The sequence below is a fragment of the Sneathiella marina genome (assembly GCF_023746535.1).
GTDB classification, from domain to species: Bacteria; Pseudomonadota; Alphaproteobacteria; order Sneathiellales; family Sneathiellaceae; genus Sneathiella; species Sneathiella marina.
Map to the genome: position 1 here is coordinate 561,553 of NZ_CP098747.1, position 19,426 is coordinate 580,978.

Genomic DNA, 19,426 nt, shown 5'->3' on the forward strand with positions numbered 1-19,426 from the left:
AAAAATGCGTATCCTCAGTATTTCCAGACTTTCGTTATTGGTTCTATTTTTATCCATCGCCGGGATCAGTACCTTCGGCCTGCATTATGCGCTGGCGCAGTCAGGTGGGAAGGTACTGGATCTGAACAGCTCGGTTTCTTTTCCGGTGGATATATAGATGCGAGATTTCATTAAGAATACCGGCGCATTGGTGCTGGCAATTATTGCAGTGCATTTGGTGTATCAAGGATATGTGAGGCCGGAAGCCGCACAAATCATTGAATCTTCGCGATTGGCTGGAACGTCAGCGCCTAGAGATCTTGTGGTTATCCTGAAAGACTGGGAGCAGGAGATCTGTCTCATATTAATGCTGTGGGGTGTTTTTCTTATTGGCTCGAAATGCCTGAGTATCGTCAAGAACGGATATCTTTATAAAGTAGATCTGCTCGAGGGAACGAACGAGGGGGAGGAAATGGATCTGGCGACCACAGTTGACCGGATAGAGGAACTTCCTGATAAAATCAAGAATACCCCTCTCATTCAAACCCTTATTTCCAGCATTCGTCGGTACCTGATCACAGATGACGTACAGAATACATCCGATGCAATTGAAACCAGTGTTGATGCCCTTGCGGTTCGTCAGGAGGCCGAGAATTCGATGATCCGCTATTTGATCTGGGCCATTCCCTCGATCGGATTTATTGGCACAGTGCGGGGTATTGGTCAGGCGCTATCGCAAGCGGATCAGGCGCTTGCCGGTGATATTTCAGGCATGACAAATAGCCTAGGTGTCGCCTTTAATTCAACGTTAGTGGCCTTGATAATCAGCATATTTTTGATGTTCCTGTTGCATCAACTGCAACGATTGCAGGATGGTCAAATAATAGAAACGCAGGCTTACTGCGAGAAGTTTTTGCTCAATCGGATAAGTAAATAGGTGCATTCTGAAACGGCAGCGAAAAACTGAAGGCTTCAATCTGGCCTTTCTCGATATTATGTCCTGTGGCCTGGGCGCAGTGATTCTTGTGCTCATCCTTCTAAAACATCAACCGGAACCGGCGCCTATCGACACCGATATATTGAAGTCCGATTTGCTACGCCTGCAGCAGATGGAGCAGGAGCTGCAATCAACTCTTTCCGTCGTTCGCATTCAGGAAGCAGCGCTCAAAAAAAGTATTAATAGTGAGGGGGCGGATAACCAGCGTATTGCCGAGCAGATCTCCGAACTAACGAAGATTGCGGAAGCTCAGCAAGCGCAGTTGCAAAGCTTGAAGACAGAAATCGAGAATGCACCACCGGCGCAAAAGGAAGATGTCATCCAGTCCGACAAAGGTCAGGAAGAGAATTATTTACTGGGATTGAAAGTCGAAGGAAAGAGAATTGTCTTGCTGGTTGATATGAGTGCCTCCATGACCGATGAAAAACTGATTGATATCATTGTACGAAAGTCGGGATCGGACGGGGATAAGAAAAAAGGTCCGAAATGGTTACGGACAAAACGTATTGTCGAATGGTTGCTGGCGCGTCTGCCCAAAGACTCTGAAGCCGTTGTGATCGGCTTTAGTGACAAGTCGGAAAAAATAGGACCGCAAAACTGGTTTTCCGCAACCAATCCTGCTGCGATTACCCAGGTCATGAGCTCTCTCAACGGCCTTATTCCAACGGCATCGACAAATCTACAGCAGGGCTTGAAAACAGCCGCAAGCCTTTCTCCGGCGGCAACAAATTATTATGTTGTTACGGATGGGCTGCCGACTGCAGGGACATCGAATTATGCCAGCTTAAATCCTTTTTCCTCCTGCAATTCACTATTGGGAAAAGCCAACAAGATAAGTGGAGAGTGCCGGGTAAAATTATTTCGCCAGACCATCAATGAGACGGCCCCAAAAAGTGGTCAGCCGGTAAATGTGATCTTATTGCCTCTGGAAGGAGATCCATTGGCGGCGCCGGAATATTGGGACTGGACGTATTCAACGGGCGGTCTGCTTATCTCCCCTGCGGAGAGTTGGCCATGAAGCGCAGGAACAGACAGTTCGAAATATTCAGTCTGTCCTTTCTGGACTTGATTTCCTGTGGGTTCGGGGCTGTAGTCTTGCTTGTGCTGATTTCGAAAACATCGGTGGATGTCGGCTCGTCAAGCCTGGATGCAGCCAAGGATCTAATTCGGCAAATGATTTCTACCGAGCAAGCAGTTGAGGAGTTGGATACGGAACTGGCGATTAGTCAATCGGCGCTGGAGAATTTGAAGGCGCGTCTTAGTCAGCAGAAAAGCCAGTCGGCTGCGCTCGAGCAGGAGCTTGCGACCCGGAAGTCACAGAGTAAAACGGCGGCTGATGATCTGGAAGGGCTGGCACAGGTTGCCGCCGCGCAAAAGAAATCCAGCATCAGGCCGTCTTCATCAGAAACACGAGATGAGGAAGTCGGGGGCATTCCAACGGACAGCGACTATATCCTGTTTATTGTCGATACGTCGGGCAGTATGAAAGCGATTTGGAGCCGGGTAAGCCAGGAAATGCAGAATGTGCTGGAGATTCACCCAAAGGTTAAAGGTTTTCAAATCATCAATGACAATGGCATTCATTTGATTTCTGCTTACGCGGGGAAATGGATTGCCGATACGCCGGGCAGGCGCCGCGCCATATTCAAGGCTTTCAGCAGTTGGAACAGTACATCGAACAGTAGCCCCGTTGAAGGTTTGCAGCTGGCACTAAAGCGATATGCCCGGCCGGGGATCAGCTTGTCTATTTATATCTTCGGCGATGATTATACCGGGTCTTCCTACAATCAGGTCATTAATGAGCTGGAACGCGAGAACACGAACAGGAAAACCGGAAAACCTCTGGCCAAGATACACGCAATTGGCTTTATCTCTTCCGGTGCGACAAATCGTTTCGGTATTTTGATGCGCGAAGTGACAAAACGAAATGGTGGTACATTTATAGCCTTGCCGCAGTAAATAATCGGAATGCATTTCCTTTGATTTTCGTTTAATTTTCATATATTGAAATTATGGGTTCAAATTAGTTCGAAAAGAAGCTTTAGCGCTTTCGAAGTTCAGGAGATTTTTGCATGTCGGCGGATTTCGACGTCTTTATTATTGGCGGCGGCATTAATGGCTGTGGTATTGCGCGCGACGCAGTTGGCCGGGGGTATTCCGTTGGCCTGTGCGAGATGTCAGATCTTGCAAGCGGGACATCCTCAGGATCAACCAAACTCATTCACGGCGGACTTCGTTACCTAGAGCATTACGAATTTCGGCTTGTTCAAAAGGCCCTGTCGGAACGAGAGGTGCTGTGGGCGAACGCCCCGCATATTATTTGGCCTTTGCGGTTTGTCTTGCCTCATCATCGTGGATTGCGACCGGCCTGGCTGCTTCGTCTCGGCCTGTATATTTACGATTACATAGGTGGCCGTAAAAAATTACCGGCAACGAAAACTATTGATTTGGCAACAAATCTGGTTGGCAAGCCGCTCAAGCCATTATTTTCAAAAGGATTTGAATATTCCGATTGCTGGGTAAACGACTCGCGACTGGTTGTATTAAATGCGCTGGATGCGGCGCATCGCGGAGCGAGAATTGAAACCCGGACAAAATGTGTCTCTGCTGTGCGTAAAGACAAGATCTGGCATGTTACAACAGAAGATATGCAGACCGGGCTCGTCACAGTCCGAACGGCAAATCTGCTGATCAATGCCGCCGGACCATGGGTGGATGATGTTCTGGTCGGACCTGTCAAAAGTTCAAACAGCAAGAATGTCCGTCTCGTCCAGGGCAGCCATATTGTCGTTCCCAGGATTTTTGATCACGATCGGTGCTATATTTTTCAAAATAGTGATGATCGAATAATTTTTGCCATTCCTTATGAGCATAAATACACGCTGATCGGCACCACGGATCAGGACTATGTGGGCGATGCGGGCGATGTTGCCATCACGCCAGAGGAAATAACCTATCTTTGTGCTGCAGCCAGCGAGTATTTTGAGAAGCCGGTGTGCGATGAGGATGTGGTCTGGACATATTCCGGTGTCCGGCCTCTTTTTGATGACGGTGCTTCCATGGCTCAGGAGGCGACACGAGATTACGTTTTAAGACAAGATGGTCGCACGGACGATGCGCCTTTGCTCAATGTCTTCGGCGGGAAAATCACCACTTACCGTGTTCTCGCTGAAGCGGTACTTGAGATGGTTGAGGCAAACTTGTCAGCGCGCGGTCCAGCCTGGACAAAACAGGCAAGCCTGCCCGGGGGGGATTTTTCCGTTGAAGGCTTTACGGGGCTGTTGGCGGACGTGCAGAAAAAATATCCTTTTCTGGATGCGGAGCAGGCGGAACGAATGGTCCGCGCGTATGGTACCCTGATTTACGATCTCTTGGCGGATTCGTCGACATACTCAGATCTCGGTATTGATTTTGGCCAAGGTCTCTCGGAGCGAGAGGTTTCCTATTTAATGGAAAAGGAATGGGCACGCAGCGCAGAAGATGTCCTTTGGCGCCGGACTAAGCTCGGCATCGAAGCCGACGATGCCTTGTTTGATGAATTGAATGATTGGATGTCTGCACAAAAGTCAGATCAATAGACAAACATCTGGATGTTCTAAGTGAACAGGACGGGCTTCTTTCTTGTGTTCACCCATCCTGTCATCGTAACTGTTGGGACTACTAGATAAGAATATTGTCTGAGTCTATATCCCTCAGCTTTACATTTTCAAGGGTAAGAATATCGTTTTCATTGAAAGTGAAAACAACATCTTTGCCAACTTGTTCAGCCAAATCAGTTGCTGCTGACGCACTCTCCAGATCATAGAGGACCAGATCCAGAACATCGTGTTTACTATTGAAATCCTTAAGCAGATCATTACCTGAATTTGGGCCAAATATAAACAAATCATCTCCTTTCCCACCTTCAAGCTGATCTGCACCGGCGCCGCCGTTGAGTGTATCGTCGCCGCCCATGCCAAGCAGAAGATCATGACCTTCGCCGCCTTCCAAAGCATTGTCTGTATCGTTACCGCCGATGCGATCATAGGCAATCAACGCGTCGTCCTGAATGGCCTCTACGTCACTATTGCGCTCTATGACATCTGCCAGGGTAGTATCCCAAAGCATATCGATATCACTTTGTGAGAGCTCGGAGTTCTGGCTCCAGTAAGGATCGCCATCGCGGATAGCCATGAACTGATCAGCGACGATGGTTGCGAACAGCTCACCAAGCATTCCGTCATTTGCGGGCTCCTCTGCCAGACCGCCAACCCAGGCATCAATATCGTCGACGCTGTCATACACTCTGGCAAGCGCTAACGCCAAATCTGAATCTGAAGTGATATCGGAGAAATTCTCCATTCTATTCAGCCCGACAGCTTCACGAAGGTCGTTGTAGCTTGCAACACCCAAGTCTCTGCCTCGTTGGATATTCAGGGATGCCAGATCAAAACCTACATCACCGTCCTCACTGAATAGAAAGTTTCGTAAATCATTCACAATCTGCGTATCAAGTTCCTGCGCCGTACCGTCTGCGAGGCCACGTAACAAGGGTTCTATGCCACCATTTGCAGCCACAACATCAGCAGAGAAAAATGAATCCCGCAAGGCAAGATCACCCGCAGCTATGGTGTCCCCATTTTCGTCAAGGCGCCCCAAGGTTGAGGAAACGAGACTATGGCCGAACCGATAGGCGGCGGTTGAAAATTCGACAGATACACCAGGGTTTACACTGCTATCGTATCCGGTGTAATTCGTTATGGCTTCTTCACCAATCAGCAAAGGCAGATACTCGTTGAAAGTAATGGCTTGAATTTCTGCCTCTACCCGAACCCGGGCTGCATCGTAGAGTTCATCCGGCGTCCAGTCCGGGTTTTTCTCGGCGAGTTTGTCTACCCAGTTATTATGGTCCCGCGCGAACAATGTTTGAATTGAGTAAAGGCCGGAATTTTCTGCGGCTCGGATATCGCCAGCCAAGACGCTGCCGTCATCTGCAAAGGCTACGAGGCCAAATTCATCAAGTAGTAATTTTCCATCATCGGTACGAAGGGCCGCCGCCGTTGCCGTATCGGAACCATAGACCATGGATCCATCCATGAAAGAAGTGATCTCGTTTGGATATTGTGCGGCAGTCTCTAAACCAGTTCCGATCACTGGATCAGCGCGGAAGAAACTCATATCAATTTCCGGGTCAAAATACGCATCATCGTCAGGGATGTCGATTGGCTCATAGGTTGTTCCGGAAACTGTCAAATCGATATCATGGTCAATAAATTGTCCCCATACCCAAAAAAGATCGCTTACGTCGAATGAATTGACCGTATCATTTTCCTGAGCAACAAGGGTATTACTGATTTCCCGGGGGCCAGCAAGATCATCTTCCAGCTGCCAGATACCGTCTTCAAAATTCTCAGGTGCCAGCCTGAGCAATGTTTGCCCGGCGGCTCCCCAGTCCGGGTTTTCTAAGTTGCTGCCAAAACCATCGACGGGGCGTGATGCAATTTCACTATCCGGATTGTTGTTTTCTTGCCGGTTGCGCCCATCATCTTTGTCCTGTTTATTTCTATCTAACTCGTCTCTTCTATGGCTTGAAATCTGATTGCGAAAATCATCTTCTGGATTGCGTTTCGTCGACCTCATTATACTCTCCTTCAAAAAGTGAAGTGGGCAAAATGCACCTGCCCGAAGTAAATATTTACTTTTCGACCATGCTTAAAGTGAGCGGCGAGAATATGTTGAAAATATGATATTACAGGGAAAAATCGAATGGTGAGTATCTTCAGGAAAATATTGATTGAACAAAGTTAGTCAATGAAAAGACAAAATATGTTCGCTTTGTCCAACCATTTAGGATTGGCGATGTTTAAGCATGCACAGCAAAAATTAATTCCGACCAAGAATATAGACCACGAAAATGTTCCGGAGCAATCACAGGTTTTGATTACGCCGGAACATTGTGATGACTGTACCTAGTCTCCCTCTGGTGCTGCCTTGTCCAGGTTCTTCGGTGCAAAAATATCACCAAATGCCCCCTTGCCGGGGTTTTGAGCTTTTCCTGGCTCCCCATTATCTGGGGCAGTTTTATCCAGATTATTTGGATTGAATACGCCGCCAAAGGAACCTTTGCCTGGGCTTTGCGGAACTGAACCGGTGCCTGGCGATGTTTTGCTGCCGCCAAAAATATCCGGGCCCTTGAGATTTTGCTCTCTTTGCTGCTCCAGCCGCTGTTCCTTAATCGCTTTAATGCGCTGTTCTTGAATAAGTCGTTTCTGTTCGCGAACATCCATGACACATTCTTTAGGGCTATAAACCTGAGCAAACCAGATGGTCGAAAATCCACCAAGTGCTACTAAGACCAAAATGACTGCAGCGGGGTTTCCGCGCAGGAATTTTGGCAATTTGAAACTTCCATTTACAGCAGAAACGGGAGCGCCATTTGCCAATGCAAGCTGCTGACGCCGCCGATAAACTTCATGGATCAATGCGCCGACAACTGTCAATGCAATGATAATGAACGCCAGAGATGAAATGGATGGGTTAATACCGTATCGAACTTTTTGCGCCAGTTCGATCGTCAAAGTCGGAAATTTGCCGAACGTAAAGGTTGTTGTATTGTAGTTCTCGAATGAAGCAAGAAACGCAAGAACGGCGGCAGAGGCTATCGCCGGCTTCATGAACGGCAGAAGTATTTTCCTGAAGGCCTGTACATTGGTTGCGCCGAGATCGAGAGCGGCTTCTGTCAGCCCTGTATCAAAGCGCTGCAGTCGGGCAATGAATACAAGCATGCAATAAGAGGCGATAAAGGTTGACTGGCCAAGGATCGTCAGGAAGATACCATTATGCAGGAAGCTATCGCTGCTGAAGCCCAGCATAATATTTATCCGGTCCCAGAATACCAGCGTCGAAATACCCAAAACAACGCCTGGCACAAGAATAGGTGCAATTACTATTGTATAGTAAGTCGCACGCAGTTTCGGCCAGATTTGCGTTAGCATCAACGCACCGGCCAAGCCCATAATCACGGACAGGATGACGGTGCCAATTCCGACGAAAATACTGTTTTTTATGCCATTCAGAATGCGATCGTCATTGGCGAGCACATCAAACCACTGAAAGGTCAGGCATTCCCACGGTGTCATTTTTGGAAAACTCGGCGAATTGAATGCCGTAATGCTCATCACGACCAAAGGACCCAACAAGTATCCAAAAAAGATAATCAGATAGGCGACAAGGAAAAATTTGAGGAGGATATTTTCGGTTTTCATTTACCAATGTCCCCCATCTTGACCTTGAACAAACGCATCAGAGACAACACGATAAAGACACAGGTAACCAGCAATACGATTGCGAAAGCCGCCCCACGAGGCCAGTTGCCACCCTGATTGAACCATTGATATATAATCTGCGTAAACCAAAGGCTGGAGGGACCGCCCAAAATCTGAGGCGCGGCCAACGCACCTGCTGAAAGCATGAAGACCATTGTACAGCCGGAGACTATTCCCGGTTTAGCGTAAGGGATTACGACACGCCAATGAATGCGCCACCAAGGGGCGCCCATATCGCGCGCCGCTTCAATCTGATTGCGGTCCAGGCTTTCAATGACATTGTAAATAGGAAATATCATCAGCAGAATATAGGCATATCCCAGGCCTGCATAGAGCGCGACATTCGCCCTGATAAAATCGATGGGATTATTAATCAGCCCGAACGCCAGCATCATCTCATTGATGACACCGCTTTCGCCAAATATAATCCTGAAGGCAAATGCTCGTAAAATCTCGTTGATCCAGTAGGGGATGATTAACAACAATACGAGAACCCGAGTGAAGCCACCGCCACTGGACTGGCCTAAATAGTAAGCCAGTGGATAGCAAAGGACCAGATCAAGTATGGTTACAAAAATCGCGGCAAGCAACGTGCGTCCAAAAACCCCTAAGTCAACCACATTGTAAGAACTGTCTGAACCAGGAGCACCAAGCACCAGATATTTATAATGCTCTATGGTATAGGTGTCTTTCGGGCCGCCCATTTCCGGTGGTGGCAGATGATGCCGGAAGGAGAAATCCAGCATGGACAGCTGCGGCAGGATTATGAGCAAAATGACCCAGAAGCCAACGGTAACGAGTAAAAAAATCCCGAGCCCGTAGCCGTTCCTGTTAAAATACTCTGAAAATATTTTCGTTATATTCATTGCTTTAACTTACTCACTGGCCAGGTCGCCGGCGGGAAGCGCTATTGCTTGCCGAGCGTCATATTCCAATGTCAGATCATGCCCTTGCGCAGACTGGCGCTGTTGACCGACATTTACCAAGGACATTTTGATTTCCTTCCCTTCACTGCCTTCCAGGAATACGTTGTAAATCTGTCCTTCGAATTCTTCATGCTTGACCATGGCCGTTAAGCGGTTTTTGGCGGGTGCGCTATCTGCTGCGATATTACAGGCTTCCGGGCGGATAAACATCATAGCCGGGTCGCCGACATTCATTTTTCCGAGGGCCGCCGGGGCGATGCGTGCCAATAACTCGCCGGATCGATTTGTATCGATAAGCGCGGTATCTCCGTCAATGGATTTTATATTGCCGCGGAAAACATTATTCTCTCCGACGAATGAAGCAACAAATGGTGTTGCCGGGTCATTATATATTGTATGACCATCAGCGATCTGGTCAATAATGCCGGCGCGCATAACCGCAACATTATCTGACATTGTCAGAGCTTCACCCTGATCATGGGTAATATAAATGAAGGTAATGCCTACCCGCTGTTGAATTTCACGCAGTTCGGTCCGCATATGCTGCCGAAGCTTGAGATCAAGTGCGGACAACGGCTCATCCAGCAACAAAACATCTGGTTCCGCACAAAGGGCTCTCGCAATCGCGACACGTTGTTTTTGGCCACCGGACAATTCAGAGGGTAATTTATCGCCCTGGTCGGGGAGGGCGATCATGTCCAGCAATTCGTCGGCACGTTTACGTCGGGCGGCTTTACCGACGCCCTGGACTTCCAACGAAAAAGTGATGTTTTCCCAAATCTTCATAAGAGGAAATAATGCCAAATTCTGAAAAATAAGGGCGGTTGGACGTTTATTGGGGCCGATGCCCGCCATATCCCGTCCACCAATCATGACCTTTCCATCACTTGGTTCAAGAAATCCGGAGACTGCCCTTAGGATTGTCGTCTTGCCACAACCGGATGGTCCGAGAAAGGAGAAAAATTCGCCTCCGTTAATATTTACGTTGGCTTCACGAACAGCAACGAATTCGCCAAAGCGTATCCAGACGTTCTCAAGATTAACGTCAACCCCTTTACTCATAAATCTCTCCTGCTCAGTACTAATTTGGTCGCACTGCCCCACAAAGGAGGAACTATTATCGTTTATTTTTATTTTTTCCGATAGCCATGACAATGCATGAATATCGGGAAAAATAAAATATTGTCCCGGGCTTTGCTGTTAGGCCACCCGGGACAATAACTCGGATATTATGAGCTCTTGAACTTGTTCACATATTCTGTCCGGATTTCAGCATACCAAGGTGCCTGTGGTGGCCATGGATTGAGATTGCTGAGGGAATCTCCAGGATAGGCATCCGCGAAGTTTTTCTTGTAAGCTTCACCTGCAAAAGCGTCAGCGCCAAGAACCGGCGAATTATACCCATGTTCATCGATGGCTTTACCAGCGTTTTTCGGATCATAAGAGAATTTGATAAACTCATAAATCTGATCAACGTTTTTCGCACCGGTTGGCATTGCCATGCCGTCAACCCATGCCATAGCGCCTTCGACAGGGGCCTGATACATGATCGGATCACCGGCAGTCTTAAGTGACATGGGAGGCCCATCCCAAGTCTGGCCAACAATCACACCTTCATTCAGCAATCCATTCTTTTGTGTATCGGCATCGTTCCAAAGAAGCTTAATGTTTTTCTTTCTGTCGATGCACCATGCTGTAACTTTTTCCCAAATCGGGCGCATGGTTGCTTCAGATTCGTAGGCTTTCCACATATCACCCGGATTTAATTCACCGATGGTTTCCATATAGAGACCGGCACAAAGCATCATGGAATGTGGACGCCCCATTGTCTTGCCGGCATTTGCTTCTGACCAAATGTCACCATAACTTGGTGCAGCACCGGCAGGAGCCCATTTATCTGTCCGCCATGCAACGCCTTCAGTTCCCCAGATGTGAGGAAGCCAATGAGAGCCTTTGCCGTCGAAATCCCAATCTTTTGTGCCAATATTCGTCATGGCGGGATTAACGTTGGCAACCGGAACACGCTTCATATCGAAAGGCTGCAACAGCTGAAGCGGACCCCATTCAAGACCCTGGTTGTTGGTCGGCGACACAATGTCGAAGCCCTGACCTTTAGTGGCCTTCATTTTATTGATTATTTCTTCGTTTGAGCCGATACCCGTATAGTTGATTTTAATACCGGTTTCTTTTTCAAAGTCCGCAATAAACGGCTTTGGCAGGTAATCCGACCACATAAGAATATTGATCTCACCGGATGAGGCCAGTGCGCTGCGGCTGACAATAGCCGGTGCAACAGCCGCTGCACCTGCAACTGCAGCTCCTTTAAGCAGGTCTCTGCGTTTAACCTGATGTGTTTTAATTTTAGTCATTTACGATCTCCCTTAGTTGTTTGAGCATCTTCGTTGTTAGTTGAAGCGCTCATAAGCGGTTGCCCTCTTGATGGCTCCGAATTTTCAAACTCGCTTTTGAGTTCAGTATATCCCTAAAAGTATCCATTAAAATTCAAAAACCGACATATAATGCTGTACGACAGGCAAAATACCTAGCGGCAATCTGTGACAGTGATGTGACAAAATTCCGTTTGGTAAATTTGTGGTTTCTTGAAGACTTTAATGGTTTTGTGTTTTCTCCCTTAAGCGATGGTATTTAAGAGTAGCTAAATCCCAGCCTAAGCCATTAGATCAAACCATTCTTCATTAGCTACATTGAGGATACGAAACCCGCTAGTCAAGTTTAGATTACATGTTCTCTGTTTTATTTAGTACTTTCAAGAGCCTAGTCGACCAAGGCAATTGGTTGTTAGACGTGCTGACAGGCAAAAGCTCAAAAAAAGAATATTATAATTGGCTTCAAGCCTCATCGGAGTACGAATTGTTTTCTTCGAACAAACCCGAATTACAACTTTTGCGGTATTTTTTGGAAGTTTAGTGCTAAATTGAAAAAATGTTGATCTGACTGCGTAAAAACAAAAATTTCAAAAGTGAGACGATAGATGACAACCAGCGAAATTAATGCGTTAACTGACAATGGTGACATTGAGATCCAGGGTGCATCTGTCGGGCCATTGACGGATCGGACATTCGTTGCCAAGGATCTTTTTGATATAGCCGGATATCCCACAGGCGGTGGAAATCCTGACTGGGCACGAACTCATCCTATTCCGGAAGAGCATTCCTGGGCTGTGTCAGCTCTATTGGCGGCAGGCGCGACTTTCAAAGGGAAGACCATTACCGACGAAATTTCTCTGGGCATTCTGGGCGAGAATGTATTTTATGGTACGCCATTGAATAGCGCGGCGCCTGAACGTGTTCCGGGTGGATCCTCTTCGGGATCCGCTGCAGCTGTTGCAGCTGGCCTTGCAGATATAGCTTTGGGTACCGATACCGGTGGATCGGTGCGCGTACCGGCAAGTTTTTGCGGATTATATGGTATTCGACCCACACACGGTCGTCTTAATCTTGCTGGGATGCTTCCACAGGCTCCAAGTAGTGATACAACCGGATGGTTGGCGCGAGAGACACAGAGTTTCGCAGATGCTTCCTCTGTCATGCTGGAAGAGGATATAGAGATAACGAGGCCAGATCGATTGGTCATCGCGGTTGATGCATTTGGATTTGCCGATAGAGATACGGCGACAGCTCTTGGGCCGCTCGTCGGAAAATTAAGCCGGCTGGCTGATGAGACCGTTGAAGATGTTTTGGCACCGCAGGGTATTTCCGTATGGGGCAAGGCACAACGGACCTTGCAAATGGCGGAAGCCTGGCAAACGTTCAAGGGCTGGATCGATGCCACAAATCCAGGTTTCGCGTTCAATGTTGCCCGCGGTCTCAATATGGGGTCGATGGTATCGGAAACAGATCGGCAGTGGGCCGCTTTAATGAAAAGAGAAGCGCGCGCACGCTTGGAATATCTGTTACCGGCCGGGACGGTCATGGTGTTGCCAACGACGCCATTCCCGGCCCCGTTTAAAGGATTGCCAATATCTGAACAAAATCCGGTGAGGGAATTAATCCTGTCCTTATGCGCCCATGGCGGCCTTGCCGGATTTCCACAAGTTAGCGTGCCTGGTGCCATTGTAGACGGAGCACCTGTTGGGCTGTCGATAGTCGCCGCTCGCAATGAGGATGCCCGCCTTGTTGGGCTGGCTTGTGCATTGGGAGATACATTGTCATGAAAGATTTTGAACCAAATATTCCAGAAGTCGTCGCCGAAGTTCGCGAGAAGTTTGAGAGTTATGAGACGGCATTGGCTGAAAAAGATGTCGATGTTCTGGATAACACTTTTTGGAATAGTCCATTTACAGTTCGCTTAGCCATGAGTGAGCATGGATACGGCTTCGATGCTATTCACGCACATCGGGTCGCCCGCCCGCCGGGACCCAGTATAAAAGAAAAGAGAATTCGTCTTGAGATTCTGACAATCGGCCATACTGTGGCAACCGTAAATTTGGAATTTAAAGTTTTAGGGCAGGATTTGATAGGTCGACAGAGCCAATCTTGGGTCAAGTTCCCTGATCTTGGTTGGAAGGTTATAAGCGCGCATGTTTCGACGACGGACGGAACCAAGCTGTGGTGAGTCCTGACCTACAGCAAATGACCCTGCGAATAAATGGAGCCCTCTTTTTTATGTGATTAGCCTTAAGAAATACATTACTATTATCGCAAGTAGTAAAAGAGGGGGCTTAAAATGAGTAATGACGTAAAAAACTATCAAAAATATGCGGCAGAATTAATAGGGACGCTTGTTCTGGTGTTATTTGGCTGTGGTAGCGCTGTCATAGCTGGAGATCAGATCGGCTTTGCGGGAATTTCCTTTGCCTTTGGATTTTCTGTCTTGATTATGGTGTACGCCATTGGCGGCATTTCAGGCTGCCATATTAACCCGGCCGTTACGTGCGGAATGGTTGTTGCTGGTCGGATGCAAATCAGGGAAGCAATCATTTATGTGATTATGCAGTGCATCGGTGCCATCTTAGGCGCAGCAATTCTTTATGTTATCGCCTCTGGAAAAGCAGGATACGACATTGCTGTCAATGGGCTCGGTCAGAATGGATATGGTGCCTCATCACCTGCGGGATACGCTATGACCGCGGCCTTCATTGCAGAAGTTGTTCTGACAGCTATTTTCATTTTTGTTATCCTTGGCTCAACAGGTGCCCGCGCTGCTGCTGGCTTTGCCGGATTGGCAATCGGCATCTCTTTGGTGGTTATTCACCTGGTTGGTATCCCGATTACAGGGACCTCCGTAAATCCGGCAAGAAGCCTGGGGCCAGCTCTCCTGGTTGGCGGTGAAGCATTGGCACAATTGTGGCTCTTCTGGGTTGCGCCGCTTATTGGTGGCGCTCTTGGTGCTATTCTGTGGAAGGTAACATCTTCGGAAACCGGAGACGCAAGTTAAAACATAGTTGAGAAAAAGCGTCAGTCGGACCAGTCGAGAGTTAGGCTTGTGCCCATGGCGGGCGCTTTTTCCAGACTATTTATTATTTCAAGGCATACAAGAGCCATATCCACCCGGTCGTCAGTTTCACCCAAGGGCAAAACTAATACTTCAACTACGACACGCTCTTTTTTGACAAACTGAACTTGCTCTCGAACGGCAACGGGCGTTTTTGTGTGAACGCAGGTTTTAAAGGCCCATAGCATATTCTCTGTACGTTCCCCGTAGAGATTTTCGTCAATAAAATGACCGGTGGCATCCCGTTCGGAGATAGCGGTTATTGTGGTGCCAATCAAACGATAGCGAAATCTTAAAGGATCATATGTCACGTCTACTAAAGCAATTTGTGGCAGCAGATTGGGAAATTCAACAGGGTCAATATCTGCCCGGGCCGGAAACTTTCGGCTTCGTCGTTTTTCAAGCCAATAATCACGTAATTCAATCAGCGTAATGGAGGAGATCTTATTCCCGCTTTTTATACGTTCCACTCAAGTTTCTTTCGTATTCTACTGGTATTAACGTCACCAAACTAAATATTTACCCAATAGATAGTGGGAGACAAGTGAAAAAGAAATTCATTCATAGTTCGCAGATTTAATCCGACCAGCAAGATGGATTTCGTAATTTTGATCACGGAATAGTTAATCGGGGGTGATTTGCAATTGAGTCTAGCTGTAAATATGTATTTTGGATTGCACCATAATTGGAGAAATTCTGAATGACTGCGAAATCTGTAAATCTCACTTTATACCGTTGGGCTGGCGCCTGGGGCCCTTTTAAAGTAAATATTCCTTGCGGTGAATGCTCCTTAACGGTTGATGTAATAACAGATACATTGGAAACCGAGCTCGCCGGCATTTCCGTTGAGCTGGAGATCAAGGACTGGCTCACTGAATGGTGGAAGCCACTTCCAAAAGGCGGCTGGCATGCACCCATTGTGTTAGTTGACGGGAAACTTGTCAGTCAGGGCCGAGCCTTAAACCGCGGCGTTCTTACCGAAGCGGTTATTGCCGCTCATGTTGAAAAAACCGAAGTTGACGGCAATCATCTTTATGGGAAATCCACCTGCCCGCATTGTGTGCGCGCGAAAACCTATTTCGAGCAGGCAAATGTTGACTATAAGTATCATGATGTTGTTAAGGATTCACGGGCATTATATGAGATGCTCGGGCGGGTAAAACCCATCGTAGGGCCCAAAACACCCATAACAGTACCGCAGATTTGGATCGAGGGGGCCTATATCGGCGGAGCAGATCAGCTGGGCCAAAAACTTGGGCTGGATGTCGAGCCTAACCTTGATCGAGGTCAAAACTCCATGACATCGCGGCCAAGTTTGAAGCCGGCATAAATCTTATTGGTTGGTTTTCGCTTCGACATTTCGCTTTATGTTCTCAAGACTCAGTGCAGCTTCCTCATCGATCCGGATTATCATCTCCTCGGTAGGGGGCTTCGGCCGGGAAGGATTGGTCAAAGTGCGAGTGAATTGAACTTGGTCTCCAGCGGCTTCAACATCATACCGAACGATAATTTTTCCTATAAAAGGTGTCGAAGTTTCACCAACCCATAAATGCGGAGGATCGCAATCGGTGACGATCCAGTTCAGCTCAGCCGGGCCGCTTCTCGTATGCCATTGCTCCCGAAAAGTATCGCCTTTTAAAAGGGGTCGATCCGGGCTGTCTATTTCGTGAGAGGCGGCAATCCATTCCGGCCAGGAATTGGGATTACTGACATAATTCAATACGGCTTCAGCAGAGGCATCGATTAAAATACTGTGGCTGCGATTGAAGATTAGATCGGTGTTCATATTGTCCTCGTTTTTATTGGTTTTAGGAACTCTTCTCTGCACTTAAAACAATGCAGCTCGGATTTGCAAGATACCATTTTACGGATTTTTCAAGTCTCGCATCTTCCGGCGCCAGACGTAACGGATGCCAGATAATATTCGTAAAGCCAGCTTGTTCCAGACAACGTTCATGGATAGTTCTCGACCATTGCCACATTCGGGCCTTGAAATCTCCGATGACCAGATGGTAATTGGACTGATCGTCTATTTCATATCTAAACCCGAAGATATTTTCCATGCCCGGGTATTGATTTTCAAAATTGTAATCCGGATTGATCGTGTAGGTCAGAAATCTCCCGCCGGATTTCAGGTTTCGACTTAAAAACTGGCACATACTGGCCAATTTCTCTTCAGTTTCCGCATAATGGAATAAATACATAGCGGTCACCAGATCGACGGGGGAGGCAAGAGAAAACGTTTCATCGCTGGCGTCTCTGACTTGATATGTCAGGTTTTCCCAATGCATCTTGCTACTCGGAAGATTTTGAGCCTGTGCGCGATCGATCATTTCAGCCGAGATATCGGTACCCAAGACTGAACCGGCTCCCATACCCATCAAAGCCCTGGAAAGGCGTCCTTCCCCGCAAGCAACATCGAGTATTCGCTTGTTGGTGACATTTCCCAAGATTTCGAGAAACACATACCATTCAAGGTGGGAATAAACGCTGTCCGTTTTGCTCCACTTTTGGTATCTACTCGTTTTATGGTCATAATCAGCCATCAGGTTTCTCGATAATTAGGGGCGGTACGAGTATCCGCCACCTCTGAAGCAGGCTAGCTTCCAAATAGATTGCGTGCGATGCGTTCATTCTGGATTTCCGTTGTTCCATCAACATAGTTTGCAATGCGGGCGCAGGCAATATGTCTTCCCAGCGGGTATTGTCGTTTCAGGCCGGCGGCCCCCATGATTTGCATGCATTTGGTCAAATGCGTGTCAGCGATCCGGGCCGAAAATTTTTTCGCATGCGCTGCATGGATTTCGGCATTTGTTTCAGCCTCAACGGATAACACCGCCCGGTACGCAAGCAACCGTGCCGCCTCCACATCAGTTTGCGCATCGGCCAGATCCCAGCGAAGCCCCTGAAACGCAGAAATTGTCGTTCCGAACGCGGCTCGATTTGACGCGTACTCGGCCGTTAATTCAATTGCTGCTTCTGTCATGCCGCAGCACATGGTTGCGACATAAGTCCGGGCTGCGTTTACCCCTTTCATAGCGGCCTTGAAGCCGTCACCGGGTGAACTGATCAACCTGTTGTCGGCAATGAAATGGTCCTGCAGTTTAAATCCGCCAACTCCAATGGCATGCCCTCCCATCATCTCTGTTGGCAAGAGCCGCTCGACGCCCTCTTCGCGGGCGTCAATCAGGAATCCGGCAACGCCTCGCCAGCCAAGCTCAGGATTTGTTTGCGCATACAGAAAAATAAGATCTGCGGCGGCGGCGTTGGTGATCCATGCTTTTTCACCATTGAGCACCCAACCACCGTCCACTTTGCGGGCGTTCGTTGATATGGCCGCAAAATCGCTTCCGGCGGCGGGTTCGCTCAATGCGGTGCAGCCAATCGCCTCACCCGCCAGCATTTCGGGCAGATATCGTTCGGCGAGCTCTTTGGGCGCCTCTCTGGCGATTTTTCCAGCCAGTCCCATGTTGTTGATAAGGCTGAAGGAAAAAGCGAAGCAGTCACGGGCTATTTCTTCGGCGACCCGGGCTTTAAGTCTAAAACGGCCTCCGAAACCGCCATATTCTTCAGGAATTTCGAGTCCCACTATGCCCGTACCAGCTGCGGCCTGCAGGGTTTCAATGGGCATTTTCCGTGAGTCTTCCCAGCTTTGCGCATGTGGCGCAACTCTGGATTTGGAAAATTCCTGCACTCGGTTGAGAAAGTCGATTTCGCGGGTTTCAAGCTGTAAGTCCATGATCGTTTCCAGTTGATGGTCGGTTGTACCTAGTCGAGTTGACGGGCGGACTGGTATTCCTTGGAAAGCCGCGAAACCAGTTCAGCCGTATCCGGAAGGTCGTCAATTAATCCAACTCCTTGACCTGCACTCCAGATGGCGTTCCAAGCCGTCAATCCATCGGGCAGGTTCGGGCGGAAGGGGCCATCGGGGGCGGGCAGGTTGTCGGGATCCAGACCGACTGCATTAAGAGAGGTTCGCATAAAATTCGCCGGAACGCCGCTGATCGCATTGGTGTAGACAATGTCATCGGTCTTTTCCGTGACAATCATGTTTTTGTATGCCTCTTCCGCCAGCGCCTCTGTTGTTGCGATGAAGCGGGTGCCGAGATAGGCGAGATCCGCCCCGAGTATTTCAGCCGCCCGAATGCCGCGCCCGCTGGATATGGCGCCGGCCAGAATAATTGTGCCGTCGAAGAAGGTCCGGACCTGTTCAACCATGGCAAAGGGACTGAGCGGTCCCGCATGTCCGCCCGCGCCATTGCAAACCAGGATCAGCCCGTCGACGCCGGCATCTGCAGCCTTTTTCGCATGATACATTGTTGTCACATCATGAAATACCAGGCCGCCCCAGGCGTGAATATCTTCCACAACTGGCGCAGGGTTGCCGACACTGGTAATGATGATAGGTGTTTTATGTTTCCGGCAAGTCTCCATATCTGTATCAAGTCGTACCCCTTTCATACGGGCCAGACTGAAATTTACCGCATAAGGCGCGTGGTTCGAAGTCACTTGCTTGTTAATCTTTTCCATCCATTCAGAAAAATCTTCACTGCTTCTCGCGTTCATGGCGGGAAAGGATCCGATAACGCCGGCTTTACACGAGGCAATCACCAGATCTGGCCCGGATATCAAAAATAACGGAGCGGCAATCGCCGGGATTTTAAGGTTTCGTTGAATAGCGGAGGGAAGGGACATCAGTGAACCTCTTTTTAGTATGATGTTAGATGCCGATTTTCGGGCTATCATCATTTGTTTTTATTAATTGT

Annotated in this window: 19 protein-coding genes; 9 read left to right on the forward strand and 10 right to left on the reverse strand. The window is 48.3% G+C overall.

Going from position 1 to position 19,426, the window contains the following annotated elements; translation table 11 throughout:
* The first annotated feature begins 4 nt into the window (after nucleotides 1-4).
* From NBZ79_RS02820 to glpD, 5 genes are all read left to right on the forward strand, one after another.
* Nucleotides 5-157 (forward strand): hypothetical protein, encoded by a 153-nt coding sequence (locus NBZ79_RS02820; RefSeq protein WP_251935303.1) that lies wholly within the window; start codon nucleotides 5-7, stop codon nucleotides 155-157.
* Entirely contained in the window at nucleotides 158-916 is a 759-nt protein-coding gene (locus tag NBZ79_RS02825; protein WP_251935305.1) for a MotA/TolQ/ExbB proton channel family protein, read from the forward strand.
* Nucleotides 917-1,004: 88 nt separating this feature from the next.
* On the forward strand, nucleotides 1,005-1,994 hold the full coding sequence (locus NBZ79_RS02830) for a vWA domain-containing protein (protein WP_251935307.1): 990 nt from the start codon (nucleotides 1,005-1,007) through the stop codon (nucleotides 1,992-1,994).
* Nucleotides 1,991-2,935, forward strand: a complete 945-nt coding sequence (locus NBZ79_RS02835; protein WP_251935308.1) for a coiled-coil domain-containing protein — start codon at nucleotides 1,991-1,993, stop codon at nucleotides 2,933-2,935. The genes NBZ79_RS02830 and NBZ79_RS02835 overlap by 4 nt, the downstream gene beginning before the upstream one ends.
* A gap of 113 nt (nucleotides 2,936-3,048) precedes the next feature.
* Entirely contained in the window at nucleotides 3,049-4,554 is a 1,506-nt protein-coding gene (glpD, locus tag NBZ79_RS02840; RefSeq protein WP_251935310.1) for a glycerol-3-phosphate dehydrogenase, read from the forward strand.
* 82 nt (nucleotides 4,555-4,636) lie between these two features.
* Here the strand turns inward: glpD and NBZ79_RS02845 are convergent, their stop codons facing one another.
* From NBZ79_RS02845 to NBZ79_RS02865, 5 genes are all read right to left on the reverse strand, one after another.
* Complete coding sequence (locus NBZ79_RS02845) at nucleotides 4,637-6,595, reverse strand: peroxidase family protein (protein ID WP_251935312.1); 1,959 nt, start codon at nucleotides 6,593-6,595, stop codon at nucleotides 4,637-4,639.
* 329 nt (nucleotides 6,596-6,924) lie between these two features.
* A complete protein-coding gene (locus tag NBZ79_RS02850; RefSeq protein WP_251935315.1) occupies nucleotides 6,925-8,220 on the reverse strand; it encodes an ABC transporter permease in 1,296 nt (431 codons plus the stop codon).
* Complete coding sequence (locus NBZ79_RS02855; RefSeq protein ID WP_251935317.1) at nucleotides 8,217-9,146, reverse strand: ABC transporter permease; 930 nt, start codon at nucleotides 9,144-9,146, stop codon at nucleotides 8,217-8,219. The genes NBZ79_RS02850 and NBZ79_RS02855 overlap by 4 nt, the downstream gene beginning before the upstream one ends.
* Before the next feature lie 9 nt (nucleotides 9,147-9,155).
* On the reverse strand, nucleotides 9,156-10,268 hold the full coding sequence (locus tag NBZ79_RS02860; RefSeq protein ID WP_251935318.1) for an ABC transporter ATP-binding protein: 1,113 nt from the start codon (nucleotides 10,266-10,268) through the stop codon (nucleotides 9,156-9,158).
* A gap of 167 nt (nucleotides 10,269-10,435) precedes the next feature.
* Nucleotides 10,436-11,575, reverse strand: a complete 1,140-nt coding sequence (locus NBZ79_RS02865; protein ID WP_251935320.1) for an extracellular solute-binding protein — start codon at nucleotides 11,573-11,575, stop codon at nucleotides 10,436-10,438.
* 623 nt (nucleotides 11,576-12,198) lie between these two features.
* Here NBZ79_RS02865 and NBZ79_RS02870 point away from each other — a divergent pair.
* The 3 genes from NBZ79_RS02870 to aqpZ all read left to right on the forward strand — a co-directional run bounded on the left by NBZ79_RS02870 (nucleotide 12,199) and on the right by aqpZ (nucleotide 14,603).
* Complete coding sequence (locus NBZ79_RS02870; protein WP_251935322.1) at nucleotides 12,199-13,380, forward strand: amidase; 1,182 nt, start codon at nucleotides 12,199-12,201, stop codon at nucleotides 13,378-13,380.
* Nucleotides 13,377-13,781, forward strand: coding sequence for an AtzH-like domain-containing protein (locus tag NBZ79_RS02875; protein WP_251935324.1), 405 nt, complete (start codon nucleotides 13,377-13,379; stop codon nucleotides 13,779-13,781). The genes NBZ79_RS02870 and NBZ79_RS02875 overlap by 4 nt, the downstream gene beginning before the upstream one ends.
* A gap of 111 nt (nucleotides 13,782-13,892) precedes the next feature.
* On the forward strand, nucleotides 13,893-14,603 hold the full coding sequence (aqpZ, locus tag NBZ79_RS02880; RefSeq protein ID WP_251935326.1) for an aquaporin Z: 711 nt from the start codon (nucleotides 13,893-13,895) through the stop codon (nucleotides 14,601-14,603).
* Nucleotides 14,604-14,623: 20 nt separating this feature from the next.
* Here aqpZ and NBZ79_RS02885 read toward each other — a convergent pair whose 3' ends face one another.
* Nucleotides 14,624-15,130, reverse strand: coding sequence for a PAS domain-containing protein (locus NBZ79_RS02885; RefSeq protein ID WP_251935328.1), 507 nt, complete (start codon nucleotides 15,128-15,130; stop codon nucleotides 14,624-14,626).
* Between the two features lie 230 nt (nucleotides 15,131-15,360).
* Between NBZ79_RS02885 and NBZ79_RS02890 the strand changes: the two genes are divergently transcribed.
* Nucleotides 15,361-15,990, forward strand: coding sequence for a glutaredoxin domain-containing protein (locus NBZ79_RS02890; protein WP_251935330.1), 630 nt, complete (start codon nucleotides 15,361-15,363; stop codon nucleotides 15,988-15,990).
* Between the two features lie 3 nt (nucleotides 15,991-15,993).
* Here the strand turns inward: NBZ79_RS02890 and NBZ79_RS02895 are convergent, their stop codons facing one another.
* The 4 genes from NBZ79_RS02895 to NBZ79_RS02910 are packed head-to-tail and all read right to left on the reverse strand — an operon-like array spanning nucleotide 15,994 to nucleotide 19,355.
* A complete protein-coding gene (locus tag NBZ79_RS02895; RefSeq protein ID WP_251935332.1) occupies nucleotides 15,994-16,446 on the reverse strand; it encodes an SRPBCC family protein in 453 nt (150 codons plus the stop codon).
* A gap of 22 nt (nucleotides 16,447-16,468) precedes the next feature.
* Nucleotides 16,469-17,206, reverse strand: a complete 738-nt coding sequence (locus tag NBZ79_RS02900) for a class I SAM-dependent methyltransferase (protein ID WP_251935335.1) — start codon at nucleotides 17,204-17,206, stop codon at nucleotides 16,469-16,471.
* Nucleotides 17,207-17,259: 53 nt separating this feature from the next.
* Complete coding sequence (locus NBZ79_RS02905) at nucleotides 17,260-18,399, reverse strand: acyl-CoA dehydrogenase family protein (RefSeq protein ID WP_251935338.1); 1,140 nt, start codon at nucleotides 18,397-18,399, stop codon at nucleotides 17,260-17,262.
* A 29-nt stretch (nucleotides 18,400-18,428) separates the two neighbouring features.
* Complete coding sequence (locus NBZ79_RS02910) at nucleotides 18,429-19,355, reverse strand: NAD(P)H-dependent flavin oxidoreductase (RefSeq protein WP_251935340.1); 927 nt, start codon at nucleotides 19,353-19,355, stop codon at nucleotides 18,429-18,431.
* Nucleotides 19,356-19,426: the final 71 nt, after the last annotated feature.

Excerpts from the sequence above, each read along its gene's own strand:
- NBZ79_RS02820 (WP_251935303.1), top strand. The coding sequence starts at position 5 with ATGCGTATCCTCAGTATTTCCAGACTTTCGTTATTGGTTCTATTTTTA.
- NBZ79_RS02825 (WP_251935305.1), top strand. The coding sequence starts at position 158 with ATGCGAGATTTCATTAAGAATACCGGCGCATTGGTGCTGGCAATTATT.
- NBZ79_RS02835 (WP_251935308.1), top strand. The coding sequence starts at position 1,991 with ATGAAGCGCAGGAACAGACAGTTCGAAATATTCAGTCTGTCCTTTCTG.
- glpD (WP_251935310.1), top strand. The coding sequence starts at position 3,049 with ATGTCGGCGGATTTCGACGTCTTTATTATTGGCGGCGGCATTAATGGC.
- NBZ79_RS02845 (WP_251935312.1), bottom strand. The coding sequence starts at position 6,595 with ATGAGGTCGACGAAACGCAATCCAGAAGATGATTTTCGCAATCAGATT.
- NBZ79_RS02850 (WP_251935315.1), bottom strand. The coding sequence starts at position 8,220 with ATGAAAACCGAAAATATCCTCCTCAAATTTTTCCTTGTCGCCTATCTG.
- NBZ79_RS02855 (WP_251935317.1), bottom strand. The coding sequence starts at position 9,146 with ATGAATATAACGAAAATATTTTCAGAGTATTTTAACAGGAACGGCTAC.
- NBZ79_RS02860 (WP_251935318.1), bottom strand. The coding sequence starts at position 10,268 with ATGAGTAAAGGGGTTGACGTTAATCTTGAGAACGTCTGGATACGCTTT.
- NBZ79_RS02865 (WP_251935320.1), bottom strand. The coding sequence starts at position 11,575 with ATGACTAAAATTAAAACACATCAGGTTAAACGCAGAGACCTGCTTAAA.
- NBZ79_RS02870 (WP_251935322.1), top strand. The coding sequence starts at position 12,199 with ATGACAACCAGCGAAATTAATGCGTTAACTGACAATGGTGACATTGAG.
- NBZ79_RS02875 (WP_251935324.1), top strand. The coding sequence starts at position 13,377 with ATGAAAGATTTTGAACCAAATATTCCAGAAGTCGTCGCCGAAGTTCGC.
- aqpZ (WP_251935326.1), top strand. The coding sequence starts at position 13,893 with ATGAGTAATGACGTAAAAAACTATCAAAAATATGCGGCAGAATTAATA.
- NBZ79_RS02890 (WP_251935330.1), top strand. The coding sequence starts at position 15,361 with ATGACTGCGAAATCTGTAAATCTCACTTTATACCGTTGGGCTGGCGCC.
- NBZ79_RS02895 (WP_251935332.1), bottom strand. The coding sequence starts at position 16,446 with ATGAACACCGATCTAATCTTCAATCGCAGCCACAGTATTTTAATCGAT.
- NBZ79_RS02900 (WP_251935335.1), bottom strand. The coding sequence starts at position 17,206 with ATGGCTGATTATGACCATAAAACGAGTAGATACCAAAAGTGGAGCAAA.
- NBZ79_RS02905 (WP_251935338.1), bottom strand. The coding sequence starts at position 18,399 with ATGGACTTACAGCTTGAAACCCGCGAAATCGACTTTCTCAACCGAGTG.
- NBZ79_RS02910 (WP_251935340.1), bottom strand. The coding sequence starts at position 19,355 with ATGTCCCTTCCCTCCGCTATTCAACGAAACCTTAAAATCCCGGCGATT.